At 68.2% G+C, this 18,652-nt stretch carries 17 protein-coding genes; 11 read left to right on the top strand and 6 right to left on the bottom strand.

Annotated elements, in window-relative coordinates; genetic code table 11:
• The first annotated feature begins 197 nt into the window (after positions 1-197).
• On the top strand, positions 198-485 hold the full coding sequence (groES, locus tag RN629_RS03680; RefSeq protein WP_042484184.1) for a co-chaperone GroES: 288 nt from the start codon (positions 198-200) through the stop codon (positions 483-485).
• A 54-nt stretch (positions 486-539) separates the two neighbouring features.
• Positions 540-2,174, top strand: a complete 1,635-nt coding sequence (gene groL / locus RN629_RS03685; RefSeq protein WP_407033910.1) for a chaperonin GroEL — start codon at positions 540-542, stop codon at positions 2,172-2,174.
• A gap of 412 nt (positions 2,175-2,586) precedes the next feature.
• On the opposite strand, the gene RN629_RS03690 is transcribed toward groL, so the two are convergent.
• From RN629_RS03690 to RN629_RS03700, 3 genes are read right to left on the bottom strand one after another with little or no spacing between them, the layout of a single operon-like run.
• A complete protein-coding gene (locus RN629_RS03690; RefSeq protein WP_407033911.1) occupies positions 2,587-3,336 on the bottom strand; it encodes a DsbA family protein in 750 nt (249 codons plus the stop codon).
• A 28-nt stretch (positions 3,337-3,364) separates the two neighbouring features.
• Entirely contained in the window at positions 3,365-4,063 is a 699-nt protein-coding gene (locus RN629_RS03695; RefSeq protein ID WP_407033912.1) for a thioredoxin domain-containing protein, read from the bottom strand.
• Entirely contained in the window at positions 4,063-4,590 is a 528-nt protein-coding gene (locus tag RN629_RS03700) for a DUF721 domain-containing protein (RefSeq protein ID WP_407033945.1), read from the bottom strand. Before RN629_RS03700 ends, RN629_RS03695 begins: the two co-directional genes overlap by 1 nt.
• 14 nt (positions 4,591-4,604) lie before the next feature.
• Between RN629_RS03700 and RN629_RS03705 the strand changes: the two genes are divergently transcribed.
• From RN629_RS03705 to nudC, 3 genes are read left to right on the top strand one after another with little or no spacing between them, the layout of a single operon-like run.
• Entirely contained in the window at positions 4,605-5,663 is a 1,059-nt protein-coding gene (locus RN629_RS03705; protein ID WP_407033913.1) for an A/G-specific adenine glycosylase, read from the top strand.
• Positions 5,664-5,665: 2 nt separating this feature from the next.
• Positions 5,666-7,039, top strand: a complete 1,374-nt coding sequence (locus RN629_RS03710) for a serine hydrolase domain-containing protein (RefSeq protein ID WP_407033914.1) — start codon at positions 5,666-5,668, stop codon at positions 7,037-7,039.
• Positions 7,036-7,893 carry an NAD(+) diphosphatase gene (gene nudC, locus RN629_RS03715; protein ID WP_407033915.1) on the top strand — a complete coding sequence of 286 codons (858 nt, stop codon included), beginning with the start codon at positions 7,036-7,038 and terminating at the stop codon, positions 7,891-7,893. Before RN629_RS03710 ends, nudC begins: the two co-directional genes overlap by 4 nt.
• Before the next feature lie 47 nt (positions 7,894-7,940).
• On the opposite strand, the gene RN629_RS03720 is transcribed toward nudC, so the two are convergent.
• Positions 7,941-8,831 (bottom strand): prephenate dehydratase, encoded by an 891-nt coding sequence (locus RN629_RS03720; RefSeq protein ID WP_407033916.1) that lies wholly within the window; start codon positions 8,829-8,831, stop codon positions 7,941-7,943.
• A gap of 136 nt (positions 8,832-8,967) precedes the next feature.
• On the opposite strand from RN629_RS03720, the gene RN629_RS03725 reads away from it, so the two are divergent.
• Positions 8,968-9,675 carry a c-type cytochrome gene (locus tag RN629_RS03725; protein WP_407033917.1) on the top strand — a complete coding sequence of 236 codons (708 nt, stop codon included), beginning with the start codon at positions 8,968-8,970 and terminating at the stop codon, positions 9,673-9,675.
• Positions 9,676-9,717: 42 nt separating this feature from the next.
• On the top strand, positions 9,718-10,767 hold the full coding sequence (locus RN629_RS03730; protein WP_407033918.1) for an NAD(P)H-dependent flavin oxidoreductase: 1,050 nt from the start codon (positions 9,718-9,720) through the stop codon (positions 10,765-10,767).
• 81 nt (positions 10,768-10,848) lie between these two features.
• On the opposite strand, the gene RN629_RS03735 is transcribed toward RN629_RS03730, so the two are convergent.
• Positions 10,849-11,733: an LOG family protein gene (locus RN629_RS03735; protein ID WP_407033919.1), complete on the bottom strand. Its 885-nt coding sequence runs from the start codon at positions 11,731-11,733 to the stop codon at positions 10,849-10,851.
• 33 nt (positions 11,734-11,766) lie between these two features.
• Complete coding sequence (locus tag RN629_RS03740; RefSeq protein WP_407033920.1) at positions 11,767-12,429, bottom strand: extensin family protein; 663 nt, start codon at positions 12,427-12,429, stop codon at positions 11,767-11,769.
• Positions 12,430-12,762: 333 nt separating this feature from the next.
• Here RN629_RS03740 and RN629_RS03745 point away from each other — a divergent pair, with 333 nt between their 5' ends.
• The 4 genes from RN629_RS03745 to RN629_RS03760 all read left to right on the top strand — a co-directional run bounded on the left by RN629_RS03745 (position 12,763) and on the right by RN629_RS03760 (position 18,469).
• Complete coding sequence (locus RN629_RS03745) at positions 12,763-13,920, top strand: phosphoserine transaminase (protein ID WP_407033921.1); 1,158 nt, start codon at positions 12,763-12,765, stop codon at positions 13,918-13,920.
• An 85-nt stretch (positions 13,921-14,005) separates the two neighbouring features.
• Positions 14,006-15,583, top strand: a complete 1,578-nt coding sequence (gene serA, locus RN629_RS03750; RefSeq protein WP_407033922.1) for a phosphoglycerate dehydrogenase — start codon at positions 14,006-14,008, stop codon at positions 15,581-15,583.
• Positions 15,584-15,959: 376 nt separating this feature from the next.
• A complete protein-coding gene (locus RN629_RS03755; RefSeq protein ID WP_407033923.1) occupies positions 15,960-17,066 on the top strand; it encodes an ATP phosphoribosyltransferase regulatory subunit in 1,107 nt (368 codons plus the stop codon).
• Between the two features lie 113 nt (positions 17,067-17,179).
• Complete coding sequence (locus tag RN629_RS03760; RefSeq protein WP_407033924.1) at positions 17,180-18,469, top strand: adenylosuccinate synthase; 1,290 nt, start codon at positions 17,180-17,182, stop codon at positions 18,467-18,469.
• Positions 18,470-18,652 lie beyond the last annotated feature (183 nt).

Below are 18,652 nucleotides of genomic sequence, written 5' to 3' on the forward strand. Positions count from 1 at the left end.
GCGCGCGTCCGGTGACGGATGCTATCCATATGGCCTGTTGCCGATTTCGCGTCGGCGCGTCTTTGGCATCGGCCCGTCGAAAATTTTTTCGGGGGGTCGTTGACGGTCCGGAGGCGGGTTCACATATCCGACTGCGTTGGCACTCGCATGGCTCGAGTGCCAGAAAAGTGTAACATGCCAGATAAAGGGACATGGCAATGAACTTTCGTCCGTTGCACGACCGCGTTCTCGTCCGTCGCGTCGAGGCCGAGGAAAAGACGGCCGGCGGGATCATCATCCCCGACACCGCCAAGGAAAAGCCCCAGGAGGGCGAAGTCGTCGCCGCCGGTTCGGGCGCGAAGGCCGAAGACGGCAAGGTCACGCCGCTCGACGTCAAGGCCGGCGACCGCATCCTGTTCGGCAAGTGGTCGGGCACCGAGGTCAAGGTGAACGGTGAAGACCTGCTGATCATGAAGGAATCGGACATCCTCGGCATCATCGGCTGAGCGACCGTTCCTTTCCCGTTTTTCTGACAATTCCAGATTGAAAGGGTAGCCACCATGGCAGCCAAGGAAGTCAAGTTTTCGCGCGACGCGCGTGAGCGCATCATGAAGGGCGTCGACATCCTCGCCGACGCCGTCAAGGTCACGCTGGGCCCGAAGGGCCGCAACGTCGTGATCGACAAGTCGTTCGGCGCGCCCCGTATCACCAAGGACGGCGTCAGCGTCGCCAAGGAAATCGAACTCAAGGACAAGTTCGAGAATATGGGCGCGCAGATGGTGCGCGAAGTGGCGTCGAAGACCAACGACATCGCCGGTGACGGCACCACCACCGCGACCGTCCTGGCCCAGGCGATCGTCCGCGAGGGCATGAAGTCGGTGGCCGCCGGCATGAACCCGATGGACCTGAAGCGCGGCATCGACATCGCCGTCGCCAAGGTGACCGAGGACATCAAGTCGCGATCCAAGCCCGTTTCGGGCAGCCAGGAAGTGGCGCAGGTCGGCATCATCTCGGCCAATGGCGACCGTGAAGTCGGCGAGAAGATCGCCGAAGCCATGGAAAAGGTCGGCAAGGAAGGCGTCATCACCGTCGAGGAGGCCAAGGGCCTCGAATTCGAACTCGACGTCGTCGAGGGCATGCAGTTCGACCGTGGTTACCTGTCGCCCTACTTCATCACCAACCCGGAGAAGATGACGGTCGAACTCAACGACCCGTACATCCTGATCCACGAGAAGAAGCTGTCGAACCTGCAGGCGATGCTCCCGATCCTGGAAGCTGTCGTCCAGTCGGGCCGTCCGCTCCTGATCATCGCCGAGGACATCGAGGGTGAGGCTCTGGCCACGCTCGTCGTCAACAAGCTGCGCGGCGGCCTGAAGGTCGCGGCGGTCAAGGCGCCGGGCTTCGGCGATCGTCGCAAGGCGATGCTGGAAGACATCGCCATCCTGACCGCGGGCGAGCTGATCTCGGAAGACCTGGGCATCAAGCTCGAGAGCGTCACCGTCGGCATGCTGGGCACCGCCAAGCGGGTCACGATCGACAAGGACAACACCACCATCGTCGACGGTGCGGGTGAAGCCGAGGCGATCAAGGCGCGCACCGAGGCGATCCGTGCGCAGATCGAGAACACCACCAGCGATTACGACCGCGAGAAGCTCCAGGAGCGTCTGGCCAAGCTGGCTGGCGGCGTCGCCGTCATCAAGGTCGGCGGTGCGACCGAGGTCGAGGTCAAGGAGCGCAAGGACCGCGTCGACGACGCGCTGCATGCGACCCGCGCGGCCGTCGAAGAGGGCATCGTCCCCGGCGGCGGTACGGCGCTGCTGTACGCGACCAAGGCGCTCGACGGCGTCAAGGGCGTCAATGACGACCAGACCCGCGGCATCGACATCGTTCGCAAGTCGCTGACCGCGCTGGTCCGCCAGATCGCGCAGAATGCCGGTCATGACGGTGCGGTCGTGTCGGGCAAGCTGCTCGACCAGAACGACACCTCGTTCGGCTTCAACGCGTCGACCGACACCTATGAGAACCTGGTCGCGGCCGGCGTGATCGACCCGACCAAGGTCGTCCGCACCGCGCTCCAGAACGCGGCGTCGGTCGCGGGTCTGCTCATCACCACGGAAGCCACCGTGGCCGAGCTGGCCGAAGACAAGCCGGCTGCTCCGGCGATGCCGGGCGGCATGGGCGGCATGGACTTCTAAGTCGGAACTCGGAAAACCGGCGTGGCTTCGGCCGCGCCGGGGACCGGTCCGGCTTGGGATTCGAGCCCAAAGCCAAGAGGGCCCGGGGAGTGATCCCCGGGCCCTTTGTGCGTTTGCCGCATATCCTTCTTGCCGCCCTTTGCTCAGCGCGAACCGGGGGTACCCCCATCGCTTGCCATGCCACCCCGGCGAAGGCCGGGGTCCAGTTGCCATGCGAGCAAGACGGGACATGGGCGTCGCCACTGCTTCTGTGTGGCTGTCGTCTCCGCCGCATCGCTATGCGCGCCGTCAGCCGCGTGGCAACGGAGGTCCGGTCTTCGCCGGGGGCGTGCGGATAGCCTGGTTCCGGCCAGGAAAAAAGGCGGCCGGACCTTCATCCGACCGCCTTTGCCTGCATCAGAAGCTGGCGCTGTTACGCGCCGGCATTTTTCAGCGCCGCTTCCACGTCCTTCCAGCCGATCGCGCCCGCCACCGGCTTGCCGTTCAGGATGAAGGTCGGGGTGCCCGTCACCGTGCCGTCCGCGCCGCGATCCTGGGTCTGCTTGGTCAGCCGGTCGATCTGCGTCATGTCGGCCAGGCACTGGCGCGCCTTGGCTTCGGGGATGCCGCGCTGCTTGACGAAATTGACCAGGTCCATCCGATCGGCCAGCGCCTTGATGACGTCGACCGGCTTGGCATTCTGCAACGCCTTTTGCTGGTCGGGGCTCATCGCCTGGAGCTTGTCGTTGAAGCCCTGCTGCGCCTGGTACATCTGCTCCAGGATCGGGAAGAAGGTCGCCTCGCCCGCGCAGATGCCGAGCAGCGCCGGGGGCAGGTCGGGCGCGCCGTGGATCAGGAACTCGCGGAATTCCCAGCTCACCTTGCCCGACTTGACGTAGGTGTTGGTCAGCGGCTCATAGCCCTCGCGTGCAAAGGCCCCGCAGGCGGGGCACAGGCGCGAGCCATATTCGACGAGCTTGATCGGGGCATTGGGGTTGCCCATCACATAGCCCTCGGCGGTCTTGCTGACGACCTGGGTCCAGTCCTTGCCCGCAGGGGCGGCGACCGCCGCGACGGGCGAGGCGGCGGGGGCGGTGCTGTTGGCGTCCCCCTTGCCACCGCAGGCGGCGAGCGCGAGCGGCGCGGACACCGACAGGGCGAGGAGGAGAAGACGAGACTTCATCGACATATGCTCCGAAAGAAAAGAGGAATCAGCGCGCACCGGCGGCGCGCAGCAGCGGCTGCAACCCTTCCCAGGTGAAGGTGTCCGCCTGCTTGCCGTTGATGAAGAAGCTGGGCGTCCCCTCGATCGAGGCGGGCGCGGAACTGGTCATCGCCACCACCCGGTCGGCGGCGGCGCGATCGCCCAGGCAGACACCGATCTGTGCATCGGTGAGCCCCGCGGCCTTGCCGATCGCGGTCAGCCCGGCTCCCTCGGCCAGCGCGCGCATCTGCGCCGCCATGGGATAGGTGCCGATCCGCTGGCCATTGGCCTGTTCATACTCCATGCCCCGCTCCAGCCATGTGCGCTGCTGCGCGAACATCGCCTGGTGCAGCGCGGCAAACCGGCCCGCGCCGCCGCACCGCGCGACCAGCGCAGCGGCGAGGTCCAGCCGGTCGCGGATGAAGTGGCGTATCTCGACACTGGTCGAACCGGAACGGACCATCCGGTCCTTCAGCACCGGGGCCGACTTGACCGTGAAGTCGGCGCAATGCGGGCAGGTATAGCTGACATATTCGACCAGCTTCACGCGCGCGGCCGGATTGCCGATCACATAGGCCCCGGCGGGCGTCTGGGCGATGTGCGTGGTCCAATCGCTGGCCCTGCGCTGGACGGGCGCCGACAGCGCGGCGGTAGCGGGCAGGGCGAGACCGAGGCCAAGCGCGGCCAGCGACAGGACAAGACGCATCACGATACCTTGGGAAGGCCGCGCGTCGCAGCGACGCCGGCGGCAAGCGATTCGAGAACGGCCCGGAGTTCGGGGTCGACGATCTGGCGCAGTCCTTCGCCCATTTCCGGGGGCACGGGCTGGGGACGCGGCGGCGCGGCGCGGCGCGGCATCACGGCGGGCAACTCGCCCTGCCGGATCTGTAACCGCGCAACCGCCGGATAGCCAAAGAAGCGGTTGACCCGCTCGATGATCTCGGGCGCGATATGCTGCATCATCGGCGCATGCGCGCCGCGCACCACCAGGGTCAGGACGCCGTTCTGTTTCTCGCCCTGCGGAAAGCGAATCGATTCGGGGGCGCTGGCGGTCGACAGGCGCGGCCCGACGATATCGGGCCAGCGGCTGACGATGGCGCTCTGCACGAAGCCGAAGCGGCGAAAGGCCGCGCCGCCGATCGCGGGCAGCAGTTCGGATACCGCGCGCGGGCGGTTGGAACGGGGAGGCGGCTCCTGGGGGGCGCGGACGCGCTTGCTCATGCCGTGCTCCATGCCATAGCGGGCCGGTGGACGCCAAGCATTCATCATCGCCCGACTCGACGGACGGGCCGGCCGCCCGGCTGCTCGCCTGGTACGACCGGCATGCCCGCGATCTGCCATGGCGCGCCCGGCCGGGGGAGATGCCCGATCCGTATCGCGTCTGGCTGTCCGAGGTGATGCTGCAACAGACGACGGTGGCGGCGGTGGGGCCGCGCTTTACCGCCTGGGTCGAACGCTGGCCCGACATCGCCAGCCTGGCGGCGGCGCCGGACGAGGCCATCATGGCCGCCTGGGCCGGCCTGGGCTATTATGCCCGCGCGCGCAATCTGGTGAAGGCCGCGCGCGCGGTGGTGGCCGAGCATGGCGGGCAATTCCCCGCGACGGAGGCGGGCCTGCGTGCCCTGCCGGGGCTGGGGGCCTATACGGCGGCGGCGGTCGCGGCGATCGCGTTCGGCGAACGGGCGGTGGTGGTGGACGCCAATGTCGAGCGCGTCGTGGCGCGGTTGTTCGCGATCGCGACTCCGCTGCCCGCCGCGCGTCCCGCCATTCGCGCGGCGACCGACCGGATTACGCCCCAGGCGCGGGCGGGGGATTTCGCACAGGCGATGATGGACCTGGGCTCGGCCATCTGCACGGTGAAGAAGCCGCAATGCCTGCTCTGCCCGCTGGCCGTGGATTGCCGGGCCCGCGTCGAGGGCATCGCCGATACCCTGCCCGCCAAGGCCCCCCGCAAGGAACGCCCCAGTCGCCATGGCACCGCGTTCTGGATCGAGCAGGAGGGGCAGGTCTGGCTGGTGCGGCGCCCGGCCAAAGGGATGCTGGGCGGGATGCGGGCGTTGCCCACCGGCCCTTGGGAGGATGAGCGGCCCGGACTGGCCGGGGCGCCGGGGCAGGGGCCCTGGGTGATCCTGAACGATACGGTCGTCCATGGCTTCACGCATTTCGGACTGGAACTGGCGCTCGCGAAGAGCGAGGGCGAACCCGATGATTCGGCGGCGGGCGAGTGGTGGCCCGTCGCCGATCTGGAAACCGCTGGTCTGCCCACAGTGTTCGCGCGGGCGGCCGATCGTTTGAAAAGGGTCTGAGGATGATGATTCGACGTATGACGTTGACGGGCGGGGCCATGCTCGCCCTTCTGAGTGCCTCCGCCGTGGCGCAGGTTGCGCACCGGCCGCAGATCCAGCCACAGGCCCGGACCTTGCTGGCCGCGCAGACGGCGCAGGCCCCAGCCACGGCCCCGGCCACGGCGTTGCCCGTCACCCAGGCGCTGTTCGACACCTATGTCCGCGAGGGCAAGGTGCCTGGCGTCGTCGCCGCGATCGGCGCGCCGGGCAAGCCGCCCATCTTCGTTTCGGCGGGCCGGACCCGGCTGGAGCCCGACGCGCCGGCCGCTGGCCCGGACACGCTGTGGCGCGTCTATTCGATGACCAAGCCGATCACCGCCATGGCCGCGATGATCCTGATCGAGGACGGCAAGCTGTCGCTCGACGAGCCGCTGTCGGACATCTATCCCGCCTATAAGCAGATGCGGGTGCTGACCGATCCGGAGACCTCGCTGGAGAGCCGCCCCGCGACCCGGCCGATCACGATCCGCAACCTGCTGACCCACACGGCCGGGCTTGGATACAGCATCGTGACCAAGGGGCCGTTGCTGAAGGAATATGAGAGCCGGGGCATCGTGCCCTTCGCCGTCAATGCGCAGGTCGAGGCGGCGGTGCGTCCGACCCGCCCTGCCGATCTCCAGCAATTCGCCGAGCGCGTCGCCACCGTGCCGCTGATCGCCGAGCCGGGCACCAAATGGAGCTATTCCATCGGCCTGGACGTGATGGCGGCGGTGGTCGAGAAGGTGTCGGGCATGCCATTCGAACGCTTCGTCCAGACGCGGCTGTTCACCCCGCTCAAGATGACGTCGAGCTATTGGCAGGTTCCCGCCTCGGCCGCGAACCGGCTGGTGACCAACTACACCTTCCTCGATGGCCGGATGGTGCCGGTCGATCCGGCGGCCACCTCGGTCTTCCTCCAGCAGCCCAGCTTCCCCTATGGCGGCGCGGGGCTGGTCATGTCGGCGCGGGATTATGATCGCTTCCTCCAGATGCTGCAGAATGGCGGCGAGGTGGACGGCGTCCGCGTGATGAAGACCGAGACGGTAAAGCTGGCCATGTCCAACCTGCTGCCCGCCGGCGTCAGTTACGGCAAAGTGTCGGGCGCGACCGGCGGCAGCAGCGACGAGGTGCCGACCGGCTATGGCGCTGGCGGTTCGGTGACGCTGGCCGACACGCCGGGCGGCCCGGGCAAGGGTACCTATGGCTGGGGCGGCGCGGCCGGGACGATCACCTATGTCGATCCGACCCATGGGCTGCGGGGCACGATGATGGTCAATTATTTCCCCGCCGACCACTGGCCGCTGCGCCGCGACCTGTCCGCCGCGCTTTATCAGGATTTTCGCGCGGCGCGTCGGTGAGCGATATCGGCTTTACCGGCGGGCGGCTCGATCGCGCCGATCCGCTGCGTCACGATGACGCGGGCTTCACCGCCGCGCTGGCCGATCCGGCGGCGCGGCGGCTGGTGCTCCACGGTTATGCGCCGGACATGGCGGACGGGCGGCTGGCCTGGACCGCGATCGATCCGGCGGACGCGGTCGAGGATCATGTCCTGCTCGGGATCGAGCAGGGCGTGCCGCATTTCGCACGGCTGGTGACGGAGCCCGCGAGCGGCCGGTCGTTCGAGATGATCGCGGCGCTCCACATGCTGGAGACGGGCGAGGCGGCGACCTATGCGGCGGCGCGTTCGGTGGTCGACTGGCATGCGCGGCATCGCTTCTGCGCGCGCTGCGGCGTGGAGACGCATCCGTGCCGCGCGGGATGGGGACGGCGTTGTCCGTCGTGCACCGCCGAGCATTTCCCGCGTGTCGATCCCGTGGTCATCATGATCGCCGAGCATGGCGGCCGCGCCTTGCTCGGCCGCCAGCCCGCCTTTCCGCCGGGGCGGTATTCGGCGCTGGCGGGTTTCCTGGAACCCGGCGAGTCGATCGAGGAAGCGGTCGCGCGCGAGCTGTTCGAGGAAGCCGGCGTGCGGGTGGAGAATGTCCGCTATGTCGCAAGCCAGCCCTGGCCCTTCCCGTCGTCCCTCATGATCGCCTGCATCGCGACCGCGCTGGACGACCGGCTGACCATCGACCGGACCGAGCTGGAGGACGCCATCTGGGTCTCGCGCGAGGAGGTGCGGGCCGCGCTGGCGGGTGATGTGTCGCGCTTCGCCGTGCCGCCCTCCTATGCGATCGCGCACAGCTTGCTGGAGGAATGGGCGAAGGGGTGAGGGGCAAATGACGTCCTTGCTCCCTTGCGGGGAAGGACGATGCCGCGTCATCCCCGCTGGCGCGCCTGTTTGTACGTGCCCAGCATTCGCACCCATTTGCTGTGGAAGCCCAGTTCCTCGATCGCCCGGTCGAACGCGGCGTCCCCCGGCTTGCCGACCACGTCGCAATAGAACTCAGTCGCCGCGAAGCTGCCGCCGCGCTGATAGCTTTCCAGCTTGGTCATGTTGACGCCGTTTGTCGCGAAACCGCCCATCGCCTTGTAGAGCGCGGCGGGGATGTTCTTCACCTCGAAGATCAGGCTGGTCATCCAGGGGCCTTCGCCCACCGGCGGCTGTCCGCCGCGCGCCAGCACGACGAAGCGGGTCATGTTGTGGTCGCCGTCCGACACGTCCTCGCTCAGCAGGTTGAGGCCGTATAGTTCGGCCGCCCGCGCCGGGGCGAGCGCGGCGACATGGGCGTCGCCCAGTTCGGCCACCCGCGCCGCCGCGCCCGCCGTATCGGCATAGGCGATCGGGCGGATGCCGTGCGCGCGCAACCAGTGGCGGCACTGGCCCAAAGCCTGGGGATGGCTCATCGCCTCGGTCAGCTCGTCGCGGCCGCCGAGCGCCATCAGGGCATGGCGGATGCGCAGGAAATGCTCGCCGATGATCGCGAGGCCGGATTCGGGCAGCAGGAAATGGATGTCGGCGACCCGGCCGTGCAGCGAATTTTCGATCGGGATGATCGCGCGATCGGCCTTGCCGGTCTTCACCGCCTCCAGCGCGTCGGTAAAGTCGAAACAGGGCAGCGGCAGGCCGTCGGGAAAGACCTCGGTCGCCGCGACATGGCTGTTGGCGCCGGGCGCGCCCTGGTAAGCGACCGCGCGCTGCGGCTCGGCCAGCGCGGCTTGCGTCATCGCCTCGACGATCGGGCGGGCGGGGGCGGCGTAATTCTCCATGCCAACGGCGCGTAAAGGCGCGGGCGCGACCGATCAAGACGTGGCCCCGCATTCGACCGAAGCAGAACTTGCCGTCATGGAAAGCGCCACCTAAGGTCCGCATCCAGGAGAGATATTGGCGGGGCAGCGGAACGCTATGGACCTAAAGACCAATACGATCGCGGGATGGGTGCTTGGCGCGGCAGGCGTGGCCCTGGGCCTTTCGATCGTCAGCGGCATGATCTTCCACGAGGAACGGCCGGAAAAAATGGGCTATGCGATCGAGGGTGTGGAGGCCGAGAGCACGGGCGGTGCCGCCGCCGAGGTTCCGATCGCGTCGCTTCTGCCCACCGCCGATGCGGGCAAGGGCGCGGAAGTGTTCAAGAAATGCGCTGCCTGCCACACGATCAACCAGGGTGGCGCGAACGGCATCGGTCCCAATCTCTATGCGACCTTGGGAGAGGCGATTGCACAGGGCAAGGCGGGCTTCGCCTTTTCGGAGGCGTTGAAGGCCGTGGGCGGCAAATGGGACTGGGACAAGATGAACGCGTGGCTGACGTCGCCGCGCAAATTCGCCCCCGGCACCAAGATGACTTTTGCCGGGCTGTCCAATCCGCAGGACCGCGCGAATGTGATCCTGTACCTCAACCAGCAGGGATCGAACCTGCCGCTGCCCGCCGCCCCCACCGCCAAGGAACCGGCCGCGGCGGCAGGGCCGGCCAATGGCGCGGACGCGGCGGTGATGAAGGTGGAGGAGGATCCGCGCGGCGACACCGGCGCGATCGCCAATACCGGCACCCCCGCCAAGGGCGCGCCGTCGGTCGATCCGCAGGCCGCGATCAAAGGCGCCAAGGCACCGCGTTGAGGCGCGGCGGCGGGGCCATGGGCTGAAGCGGGGGCATTGCGGGTGAATCTGTCGTTCGACCGGCTGGGGCTTACGCTCCCCCTGTTGCAGGCACCGATGGCCGGGGTGTCGACGCCCGCCATGGCGGCCGAGATCGGCAAGGCGGGTGGGCTTGGCGCGATCGCGCTGGGGGCGAGCGACACCGCCGCCGCATCCGCAATGATCGCCGAGACCCGGACCCGGACCGACCGGCCGTTCAACGTCAATCTCTTCGTCCATGCGCCGCCGCGTCGCGATCCCGTGGTGGAGGCGGACTGGTGCGCCGCGCTGCGCCCCGCCTTTGCCGCGAAGGGTGCCGAACCGCCCCGCGAACTGCGCGCCATCTATCCCAGCTTTGCCGGGGATGACGCGATGCTGGCGATGCTGATCGCGGCACGCCCGGCGGTGGTCAGTTTCCATTTCGGCCTGCCGGATGCGGCGCGCATCGCCGCGCTGAAGGCGGCGGGGTGCCTCTTGCTGGCGAGCGTGACCTCGCTGGCCGAGGCGCAGGCGGCAGTCCGCGCGGGGATCGATATGCTGGTGGCGCAGGGCTATGAGGCGGGCGGGCATCGCGGCGTCTTCGATCCCGACACGCCCGACGATCGGCTGGGTACGCTCGCGCTGACCCGGTTGCTGGCGGTGCGGAGCGGCCGGCCGGTGATCGCGGCGGGCGGGATCATGGACGGCGCGGGCGTATCGGCGGCGCTGTCGCTGGGTGCCGTGGCGGCGCAACTGGGAACGGCCTTCATCGCCTGTCCCGAGAGCGCGGCGGATGCGGCCTATCGCGCCGCGCTGATGGGCGAGGGCGCGGCGCATACGGTGATGACCCGCGTGATATCGGGACGTCCGGCCCGGTGCCTGCCCAATCGCTTCACCGCCCTGGGCGAGGCGATCACGGCACGGGTGCCCGATTATCCCGTCGCCTATGATGCGGGCAAGGCGCTGAACGCGGCGGCCAGGGCGCGGGGCGAGCATGGCTTCGGCGCGCAGTGGGCGGGGCAGGGAGCACCACTCGCCAGGGCGATGCCTGCCGCCGATCTGGTATGGCTGATCGCAGGGGAAATGCGGCGGTAGAAGGACCGCTTGGTCCCCGGCGGGGGTCGGGGAACGGCTTGAACCGCCCCCGCGCGAGCCCCCATCCTGCGGGCGAAGGCCTTAGCCTCGCTCGGCGTCCAGCCGGGCGCGCTCTTCATAGAAGCGGCGCACCACGTCCCACGCCTCTTCGGCGGTTTCGACATAGGTGAAGATGCCCAGATCGCGCTCGGACACCACGCCCTCGTCCACCAGCGCCTCGAAATTGACGACGCGTTCCCAGAATTCGCGGCCGAACAGCAGCACGGGAATGGGCTGGATCTTGCCCGTCTGGATCAGGGTCAGCAGTTCGAACAGTTCATCGAACGTGCCGAATCCGCCCGGGAAGGCCGCCAGTGCGCGCGCGTGCAGCAGGAAGTGCATCTTGCGCAGCGCGAAATAGTGGAATTGCAGCGACAGCGACGGGGTGACGTAGGGGTTGGGCGCCTGCTCATGCGGCAGGACGATATTCAGCCCGACCGACTCCGCGCCGACATCATGCGCGCCGCGATTGGCGGCTTCCATGATCGACGGGCCGCCGCCCGAGCAGACGACGAATTGCCGCATCCCGCGATCGTCGCGCGGCAGGCGGCTGGTGATCTGCGCCAGTTCGCGCGCGATCTCGTAATATTTGCTCTTGGCGACCAGATTCTCGGCGATGCGGCGCGACTTTTCGTCATGCGCCAGGTCGAGCAGCGCCTTGGCCTTGGCGGGCTCCGGGATCCGCGCCGAGCCGTAGAAGACGAAGGTCGAGCCGATCTTGGCCTCTTCCAGCAGCAATTGCGCCTTGAGCAATTCCAGCTGGAATCGCACGGGGCGGAGGTCTTCGCGCAACAGGAAGTCCATGTCCTGAAAGGCCAGCTTATAGGCCGGGCTTTCGGTCTGCGGCGTCGAGACGATCGTCTTGGCGCTCGCGGCATCCTGGCTGGCATTGGGGAAGACGCGGTTCGGTACGCGGGTATCAGTCATTTATAGGGATGTAGGATATCGACCCGCCCGGCGCTACCGGCAAAGATGGGCGCTATCGTCTTCGAGATGCAGGTGATTGCGGTGCACGGCATTGTAATCGGGGCTCAAAACCGTACCGAACCGGCGACAGGCGGAGGCGCGGATGGTCGTCCAGAATTCTCGCACGCGCGGATCGGGCGAGGTCCAGTCGTTCAGCAGCGTGATTCGTCGTCCATCCTGCAATAGGAAACCGCCCACATCCACCGCGTTGGCCAGCGCATGGCCCGATCGCCGGTCGCCCATCCGCGCGCTGCCCACGACATTGCGGCAGGCATAGGTGCCCATCCCCTCGACCTTGACCAGCCGTGCGCCCAGGATCTGCCACGCGGCGGGGGCGACGGCGTTGCGGATCCACCCGGCGAAGGCGCGCGCATTGCCGCATCGCATCGCGGTGATCCCGGTGACCGGCACGCCGATATCGGTCAACTGCACCGTGCCGTACAGGCCGCAGCCGGGCCCGAAATTCTGGTCGGGCAGCGCACGGAAGCTCACGCCCTCACGCCGCAGATCGGCCTCGCACTGCGCGGTCTCGCGGATGGGCGGGCGATAGGGCTGGGGATGCGGGGCCTGTGGCGTCGGTCGGTCGGCCCGGCCGCAGGCGGACAGCAGCGTCGCTCCAAGAAGCGGGAGCAGCAGGACGAGGGACGTGCGAACCATGGCTTTTTTTCTTCTCCGACGCCGCCCCGCCTTTGTCTGTAGCGATCGCGGGTGAACGGGGCATGAGGAGGCGTCCGTGCGATATGCGCCCGGATTTTGCCGGATTGACGCGTTTCACGCTCGTCGCGACCGATGACGGGGCGTCGATGGGGCCAACATGCTGACAGGGATGGGTAATCCTCGCGGGCCTCGATCCCACCCATGCCAAACCACCGTCGAGGCTGGCGCAACGGAGCCATTTTCCGCGATTGACACGGCGCGCGTTGCCGCTAGAGCCGTCGACGGGCCACGCGGTCCCAACGCCGCGCGTGCTCTCTGTGAGGAGAGTCTTAAATGACTGATTTGACTGCCGCCGACGCCACTCTTGCGCCTGCGAAGCCCGCCACCAAACCGGCGCGCCCCTATTTTTCCAGCGGTCCCTGCGCCAAGCCTCCCGGCTGGGAAGCGGCCAAGCTCGCGACGGACAGCCTCGGCCGTTCGCATCGCTCGAAGCTGGGCAAGCAGCGGCTGCAATATTGCATCGACCTGATGCGCGAGCTGCTCAAGCTCCCCGACACCCACCGCATCGGCATCGTCCCCGGCTCCGACACCGGCGCGTTCGAGATGGCGATGTGGACCATGCTCGGCGCGCGGCCCGTCACCACGCTGGCCTGGGAAAGCTTCGGCGAGGGCTGGGTGACCGATGCGGTCAAGCAGCTGAAGCTCGACCCGACCGTGCTGCGCGCCGATTACGGCCAGATCGCCGATCTGAATGCGGTCGACTGGGGACACGATGTGCTCTTCACCTGGAACGGCACCACCAGCGGCGTGCGCGTGCCGAACGGCGACTGGATCGCCGATGACCGTCAGGGCCTGTCCTTCGCCGACGCGACCAGCGCGGTGTTCGCCTATGACCTGCCCTGGGACAAGATCGATGTCGCGACCTTCTCGTGGCAGAAGGTGCTGGGCGGCGAGGGCGCGCATGGCGTCCTGATCCTCGGTCCGCGCGCGGTCGAGCGTCTCGAAACCTACACCCCCGCCTGGCCGCTGCCCAAGGTGTTCCGTCTGATCGCCAAGGGCAAGCTCGCCGAGGGCGTGTTCAAGGGCGAGACGATCAACACCCCGTCGATGCTCGCGGTCGAGGATGCGATCTTCGCGCTCGAATGGGGCAAGAATCTGGGTGGTGCGGACGCGCTGGTCGCGCGGTCGGACGCCAATGCGGCGGCGCTGAACGCCATCGTCGAGGCGCGCGACTGGCTGGGCCATCTGGCGGCCGATCCGGCGACCCGTTCGACCACCAGCGTCTGCCTGACGGTCGAGGGTGCGGACGAAGCGCTCATCAAGAAGATGGCCGCGCTGCTCGAAGCCGAAGGCGCGGCCTATGACGTGGCGGGCTATCGCGACGCGCCGGCTGGCCTGCGCATCTGGTGCGGCGCCACCGTCGAGACGGCGGATGTGGAGGCGCTCGGCCCCTGGCTCGACTGGGCCTACGCTACCGCCAAGGCGGCCTGACCTTCTTGCCAATCCACCCCGGCCTCGTGCCGGGGACTTTCCCTGTTCCACAACCCCGGCGCTGGCTGGGGTGACGAGGTGAATCATGCCCAAAGTTCTTATCAGCGACAAAATGGACCCCAAGGCCGCCCAGATCTTCCGCGAGCGCGGGGTCGAGGTGGACGAAATCACCGGCAAGACGCCCGAAGAGCTGAAGGCGATCATCGGCCAGTATGACGGGCTGGCGATCCGCAGCTCGACCAAGGTGACCAAGGAGATCCTGGAGCATGCGACCAATTTGAAGGTCGTCGGCCGCGCCGGGATCGGTGTCGATAACGTCGACATCCCCGCCGCCAGCGCCAAGGGCGTGGTGGTGATGAACACGCCGTTCGGCAACTCGATCACCACCGCCGAACACGCCATCGCGCTGATGTTCGCGCTCGCCCGCCAGCTGCCCGAGGCCGATGCGTCGACCCAGGCCGGCAAGTGGGAGAAGAACCGCTTCATGGGCGTCGAGCTGACGTCCAAGACGCTGGGCCTGATCGGTGCGGGCAATATCGGGTCGATCGTCGCCGACCGCGCGCTGGGCCTGAAGATGAAGGTCATCGCCTTCGATCCGTTCCTGACGCCCGAGCGCGCGCTGGAAATGGGCGTGGAGAAGGTGACGCTGGACGAACTGCTCGCCCGCGCCGACTTCATCACGCTGCATACGCCGTTGACCGACCAGACCCGCAACATCCTGTCGGCCGAGGCTCTCGCCAAGACCAAGAAGGGCGTGCGGATCATCAACTGCGCGCGCGGCGGCCTGATCGATGAGGAGGCGCTGAAGGCAGGCCTCGATTCGGGCCATATCGGCGGTGCGGCGCTCGACGTGTTCAAGGTCGAACCGGCCAAGGAAAGCCCGCTGTTCGGCACGTCGAACTTCATCTCGACGCCCCACCTCGGTGCGTCGACGACGGAAGCGCAGGTCAATGTCGCGATCCAGGTCGCCGAGCAGCTTGCCGACTATCTGGTCTCGGGCGGTGTCACCAACGCTCTCAACATGCCGAGCCTGACCGCCGAGGAAGCCCCCAAGCTCAAGCCGTATATGGCGCTGGCCGAGAAGCTGGGCTCGCTGGTCGGGCAGCTGGCGCACGGTGCCGTCACCGGCATCGCGATAGAGGCGGAGGGCGCCGCCGCCGCGCTCAACCTGAAGCCGATCACGGGGGCCGTGCTGGCGGGCTTCATGCGCGTCCATTCGGACACGGTGAACATGGTCAACGCGCCGTTCCTCGCCAAGGAACGTGGCCTCGACGTGCGCGAAGTGCGCCATGATCGCGAGGGCGACTATCACACGCTGGTCCGCGTGACGGTGACGACGGCGGACGGCGAGCGTTCGGTGGCGGGCACGCTGTTCGGCGACCAGGCCCCGCGTCTGGTCGAACTGTTCGGCATCAAGGTCGAGGCCGATCTGGCCGGTCCGATGCTCTATGTCGTCAACGAGGACGCGCCGGGCTTTATCGGTCGCCTGGGCACCACGCTGGGCGAGGCGGGCGTGAACATCGGCACCTTCCACCTCGGCCGTCGCTCGGCGGGCGGCGAGGCGGTGCTGCTGCTCTCGGTCGACGAAGCGGTGGATGCGGACCTGCTGGCTCAGGTCAAGGCGCTGCCGGGCGTGAAGACCGCGATGGGCCTCGTGTTCTGATCGATTGAAGCAGGCGAAATCCCTCTCCCCGGTCGGGGAGAGGGCGTGGCGGGCTCCTTCGCGATGGCGGGGGAGCCGACGCCGTAAAGGACCATGGCGAGTCCATTTGGATCGCATCCATGCCGATGCCGGGTGACGATCGGGGCGAGCGAAACGTCCCCTCCAGGCCGGAACGGCTCCTGATCGCTGCCCGTATCACGCAGCCCCTGCCGCCGGTCATAGAGGTTGACGGCGATCCGCGGAGCGACCAATCACCCGGGCGTCCACCGCAGCGCCTGGCCCATAAGCCGGGGCAGTGCGGCGATCCGCTTTCCCGAGCGGATGTGATGAACAACCCCGACGGCGTGGCGCTCACGCCGATGAACAGGCTGGCCCGATGACCGCGCTCCTTCCCGAAGGCTATCACGACCGTCTTCCCCCCTATGCCGATGCCGCCGCGTCGGTCGAGGCGCGGGTGCTGGAGGCGGCGCGGCTGCATGGCTATGAGCGCGCCGATCCGCCCTCGATCGAATTCGCCGAGGCGCTGGGCTCGCGACTGAAGGCGGGCGGCTTGCACGACGCGGTGCGCTTCGTCGACCCGGTGTCGCAGCGTACGCTCGCCATCCGGCCCGACCTGACCGCGCAGGTGGCGCGGATCGCGGCGACCCGCATGGGGCACCATCCGCGCCCGGTGCGGCTATCCTATGCGGGCACGGTCGTCCGCCTGCGCGGTTCCGAACTCGCGCCCGCGCGCGAGTGGCGGCAGATCGGGGCGGAACTGATCGGGCTGGATTCGACGGCGGCGGCGACCGAGGTGGTGCGGGTCGCGGTCGAGGCACTGGTCGCGGCGGGGACGACCGGGATTTCGATCGACTTCACGCTACCCGATCTGGTCGATCTGCTCGCCGCCGGGCCGTTGCCGGTCGCGGCCGGGCAGGTGGCGACGTTGCGCGACCGGCTGGATGCCAAGGATGCGGGCGGGGTCGCGGCGATCGCCCCCGACTATCTGCCGCTGATCGAGGCGGCCGGGCCTTTCGGCACGGCGATCGAGCGGCTGCGGGCCTTTGACACGCAGGGCGCGCTCGCCAGCCGTCTCGACGCGCTGGAGGCGATTGCCGCCGCGCTGGGGCAGGGCGTGGCGATGACCCTCGACCCGACCGAGCGGCATGGCTTCGAATTCCAGAGCTGGCTGGGCTTCTCGCTGTTCGTCGCGGGACCGCCGCGCGAAGTGGGTCGCGGCGGCACCTATACCATCTTCCACGAGAATGGCGCGGAGGAGAAGGCGACCGGCTTCTCGCTCTATGCCGATGCCATCGTCGCCACCGCCCCGCAGGCCGAGCGGCGGCGGCTGTTCCTGCCCTTCGGCACCGACGCCGCAACCGGCGCGGCCTTGCGCGCGCAGGGCTGGGTGACGGTGCAGGCGCTGGAGGCGGGCGACACGCCCGAGGCACAGCTCTGCACCCATATCCTCGACACGGGCGAACCCCGGCCCATCGCCGGTTGACAGCAGGGGGCGCGTCCCGCTAGGCGCGCCCCGCACATCATTGGAAACCCCCCTCGCGCCGAGTCCTGTCGAAGGGCGCATGGGGTCCGTCGGGCAGGCGGAGATTTGCATCCATGGCGAATGTAGCAGTCATCGGCGCGCAATGGGGCGACGAAGGCAAGGGCAAGATCGTCGACTGGCTGGCCGAGCGCGCCGACATGGTCGTGCGCTTCCAGGGCGGGCATAATGCGGGCCATACGCTGGTCGTCGGCGAAAATGTCTACAAGCTGTCGCTGCTCCCCTCGGGCATCGTGCGCGGCACCCCCAGCGTCATCGGCAACGGCGTCGTCCTCGACCCCTGGGCGCTGAAGGCCGAGATCGAGCGGCTGGGCGATCAGGGCGTGCACGCTAGCCCCGAAACGCTGCGCATCGCCGACAATTGCCCGCTGATCCTGCCGATCCACCGCGACCTCGACGGCCTGCGCGAGGATGCGAGCGGCGCGGGCAAGATCGGCACGACGCGGCGCGGCATCGGCCCGGCCTATGAGGACAAGGTCGGCCGCCGCGCGATCCGGGTGTGCGATCTGGCGCATCTCGACGATCTGGGGCCGCAACTCGACCGGCTGTGCGCCCATCACGATGCGCTGCGCGCCGGGTTCGGCGAACCGCCGGTTGATCGCGAGCGGCTGCTGGCCGATCTGCGCGAGATTGCGGCGTTCGTCCTGCCCTTCGCCAAGCCCGTCTGGCGCGACCTCAACGAAGCGCGGACCGGCGGCAAGCGTATCCTGTTCGAGGGCGCGCAGGGCGTGCTGCTCGACATCGATCACGGTACCTATCCGTTCGTCACCTCGTCCAACACCATCGCGGGTGCGGCGGCGGGCGGTTCGGGGCTGGGGCCGTCGGGCGTCGGCTTCGTGCTGGGCATCGCCAAGGCGTACACAACCCGCGTCGGGTCCGGCCCGTTCCCGACCGAGCTGGAGGACGAAACCGGCCAGCGTCTGGGCGAGCGGGGCCATGAGTTCGGCACCGTCACCGGGCGCAAGCGGCGCTGCGGCTGGTTCGACTCGGTGCTGGTGCGCCAGTCGGCGGCGGTCGGCGGGATCACCGGCATCGCCCTGACCAAGATCGACGTGCTCGACGGGTTTGGCGAGGTGAAGATCTGCGTCGGCTATACGCTGGGCGACCAGACGCTGGATTATTATCCCACCCACGCCGCCGATCAGGCCAGGGTCGTCCCCGTCTATGAGACGATGGAAGGCTGGCAGGAATCGACCGCGGGCGCGCGGAGCTGGGCCGATCTTCCGGCGCAGGCGATCAAATATATCCGGCGCATCGAGGAACTGATCCGCTGCCCGGTCGCGCTGGTGTCGACCAGTCCTGAGCGCGAGGATACGATCCTGGTCCGCGATCCATTCGCGGATTGACGGGGGAGGGCTCCGGCGGGCGCCGGGGCCTTGGTTCTTTTCGATATGCCAGGACGAGGGCCGGATGACCGGCGTGTTTGCGATCCGGCCGATGCCAGGATCGGCACGATAGCCGCCCTTCCCAATGAAAAGGCCCGATCGCGGTAGCGACCGGGCCTTTTCCCGTAGTGACTATACCCGAAG

It is taken from the genome of Facivitalis istanbulensis (genome assembly GCF_040560405.1).
GTDB classification, from domain to species: Bacteria; Pseudomonadota; Alphaproteobacteria; order Sphingomonadales; family Sphingomonadaceae; genus Sphingomonas; species Sphingomonas istanbulensis.

Excerpts from the sequence above, each read along its gene's own strand:
- RN629_RS03700 (WP_407033945.1), bottom strand. The coding sequence starts at position 4,590 with ATGGAGCACGGCATGAGCAAGCGCGTCCGCGCCCCCCAGGAGCCGCCT.
- RN629_RS03740 (WP_407033920.1), bottom strand. The coding sequence starts at position 12,429 with ATGGTTCGCACGTCCCTCGTCCTGCTGCTCCCGCTTCTTGGAGCGACG.
- serA (WP_407033922.1), top strand. The coding sequence starts at position 14,006 with ATGCCCAAAGTTCTTATCAGCGACAAAATGGACCCCAAGGCCGCCCAG.
- RN629_RS03725 (WP_407033917.1), top strand. The coding sequence starts at position 8,968 with ATGGACCTAAAGACCAATACGATCGCGGGATGGGTGCTTGGCGCGGCA.
- RN629_RS03735 (WP_407033919.1), bottom strand. The coding sequence starts at position 11,733 with ATGACTGATACCCGCGTACCGAACCGCGTCTTCCCCAATGCCAGCCAG.
- RN629_RS03690 (WP_407033911.1), bottom strand. The coding sequence starts at position 3,336 with ATGAAGTCTCGTCTTCTCCTCCTCGCCCTGTCGGTGTCCGCGCCGCTC.
- groL (WP_407033910.1), top strand. The coding sequence starts at position 540 with ATGGCAGCCAAGGAAGTCAAGTTTTCGCGCGACGCGCGTGAGCGCATC.
- RN629_RS03755 (WP_407033923.1), top strand. The coding sequence starts at position 15,960 with ATGACCGCGCTCCTTCCCGAAGGCTATCACGACCGTCTTCCCCCCTAT.
- RN629_RS03695 (WP_407033912.1), bottom strand. The coding sequence starts at position 4,063 with ATGCGTCTTGTCCTGTCGCTGGCCGCGCTTGGCCTCGGTCTCGCCCTG.
- groES (WP_042484184.1), top strand. The coding sequence starts at position 198 with ATGAACTTTCGTCCGTTGCACGACCGCGTTCTCGTCCGTCGCGTCGAG.
- RN629_RS03710 (WP_407033914.1), top strand. The coding sequence starts at position 5,666 with ATGATGATTCGACGTATGACGTTGACGGGCGGGGCCATGCTCGCCCTT.
- RN629_RS03760 (WP_407033924.1), top strand. The coding sequence starts at position 17,180 with ATGGCGAATGTAGCAGTCATCGGCGCGCAATGGGGCGACGAAGGCAAG.
- RN629_RS03720 (WP_407033916.1), bottom strand. The coding sequence starts at position 8,831 with ATGGAGAATTACGCCGCCCCCGCCCGCCCGATCGTCGAGGCGATGACG.
- RN629_RS03745 (WP_407033921.1), top strand. The coding sequence starts at position 12,763 with ATGACTGATTTGACTGCCGCCGACGCCACTCTTGCGCCTGCGAAGCCC.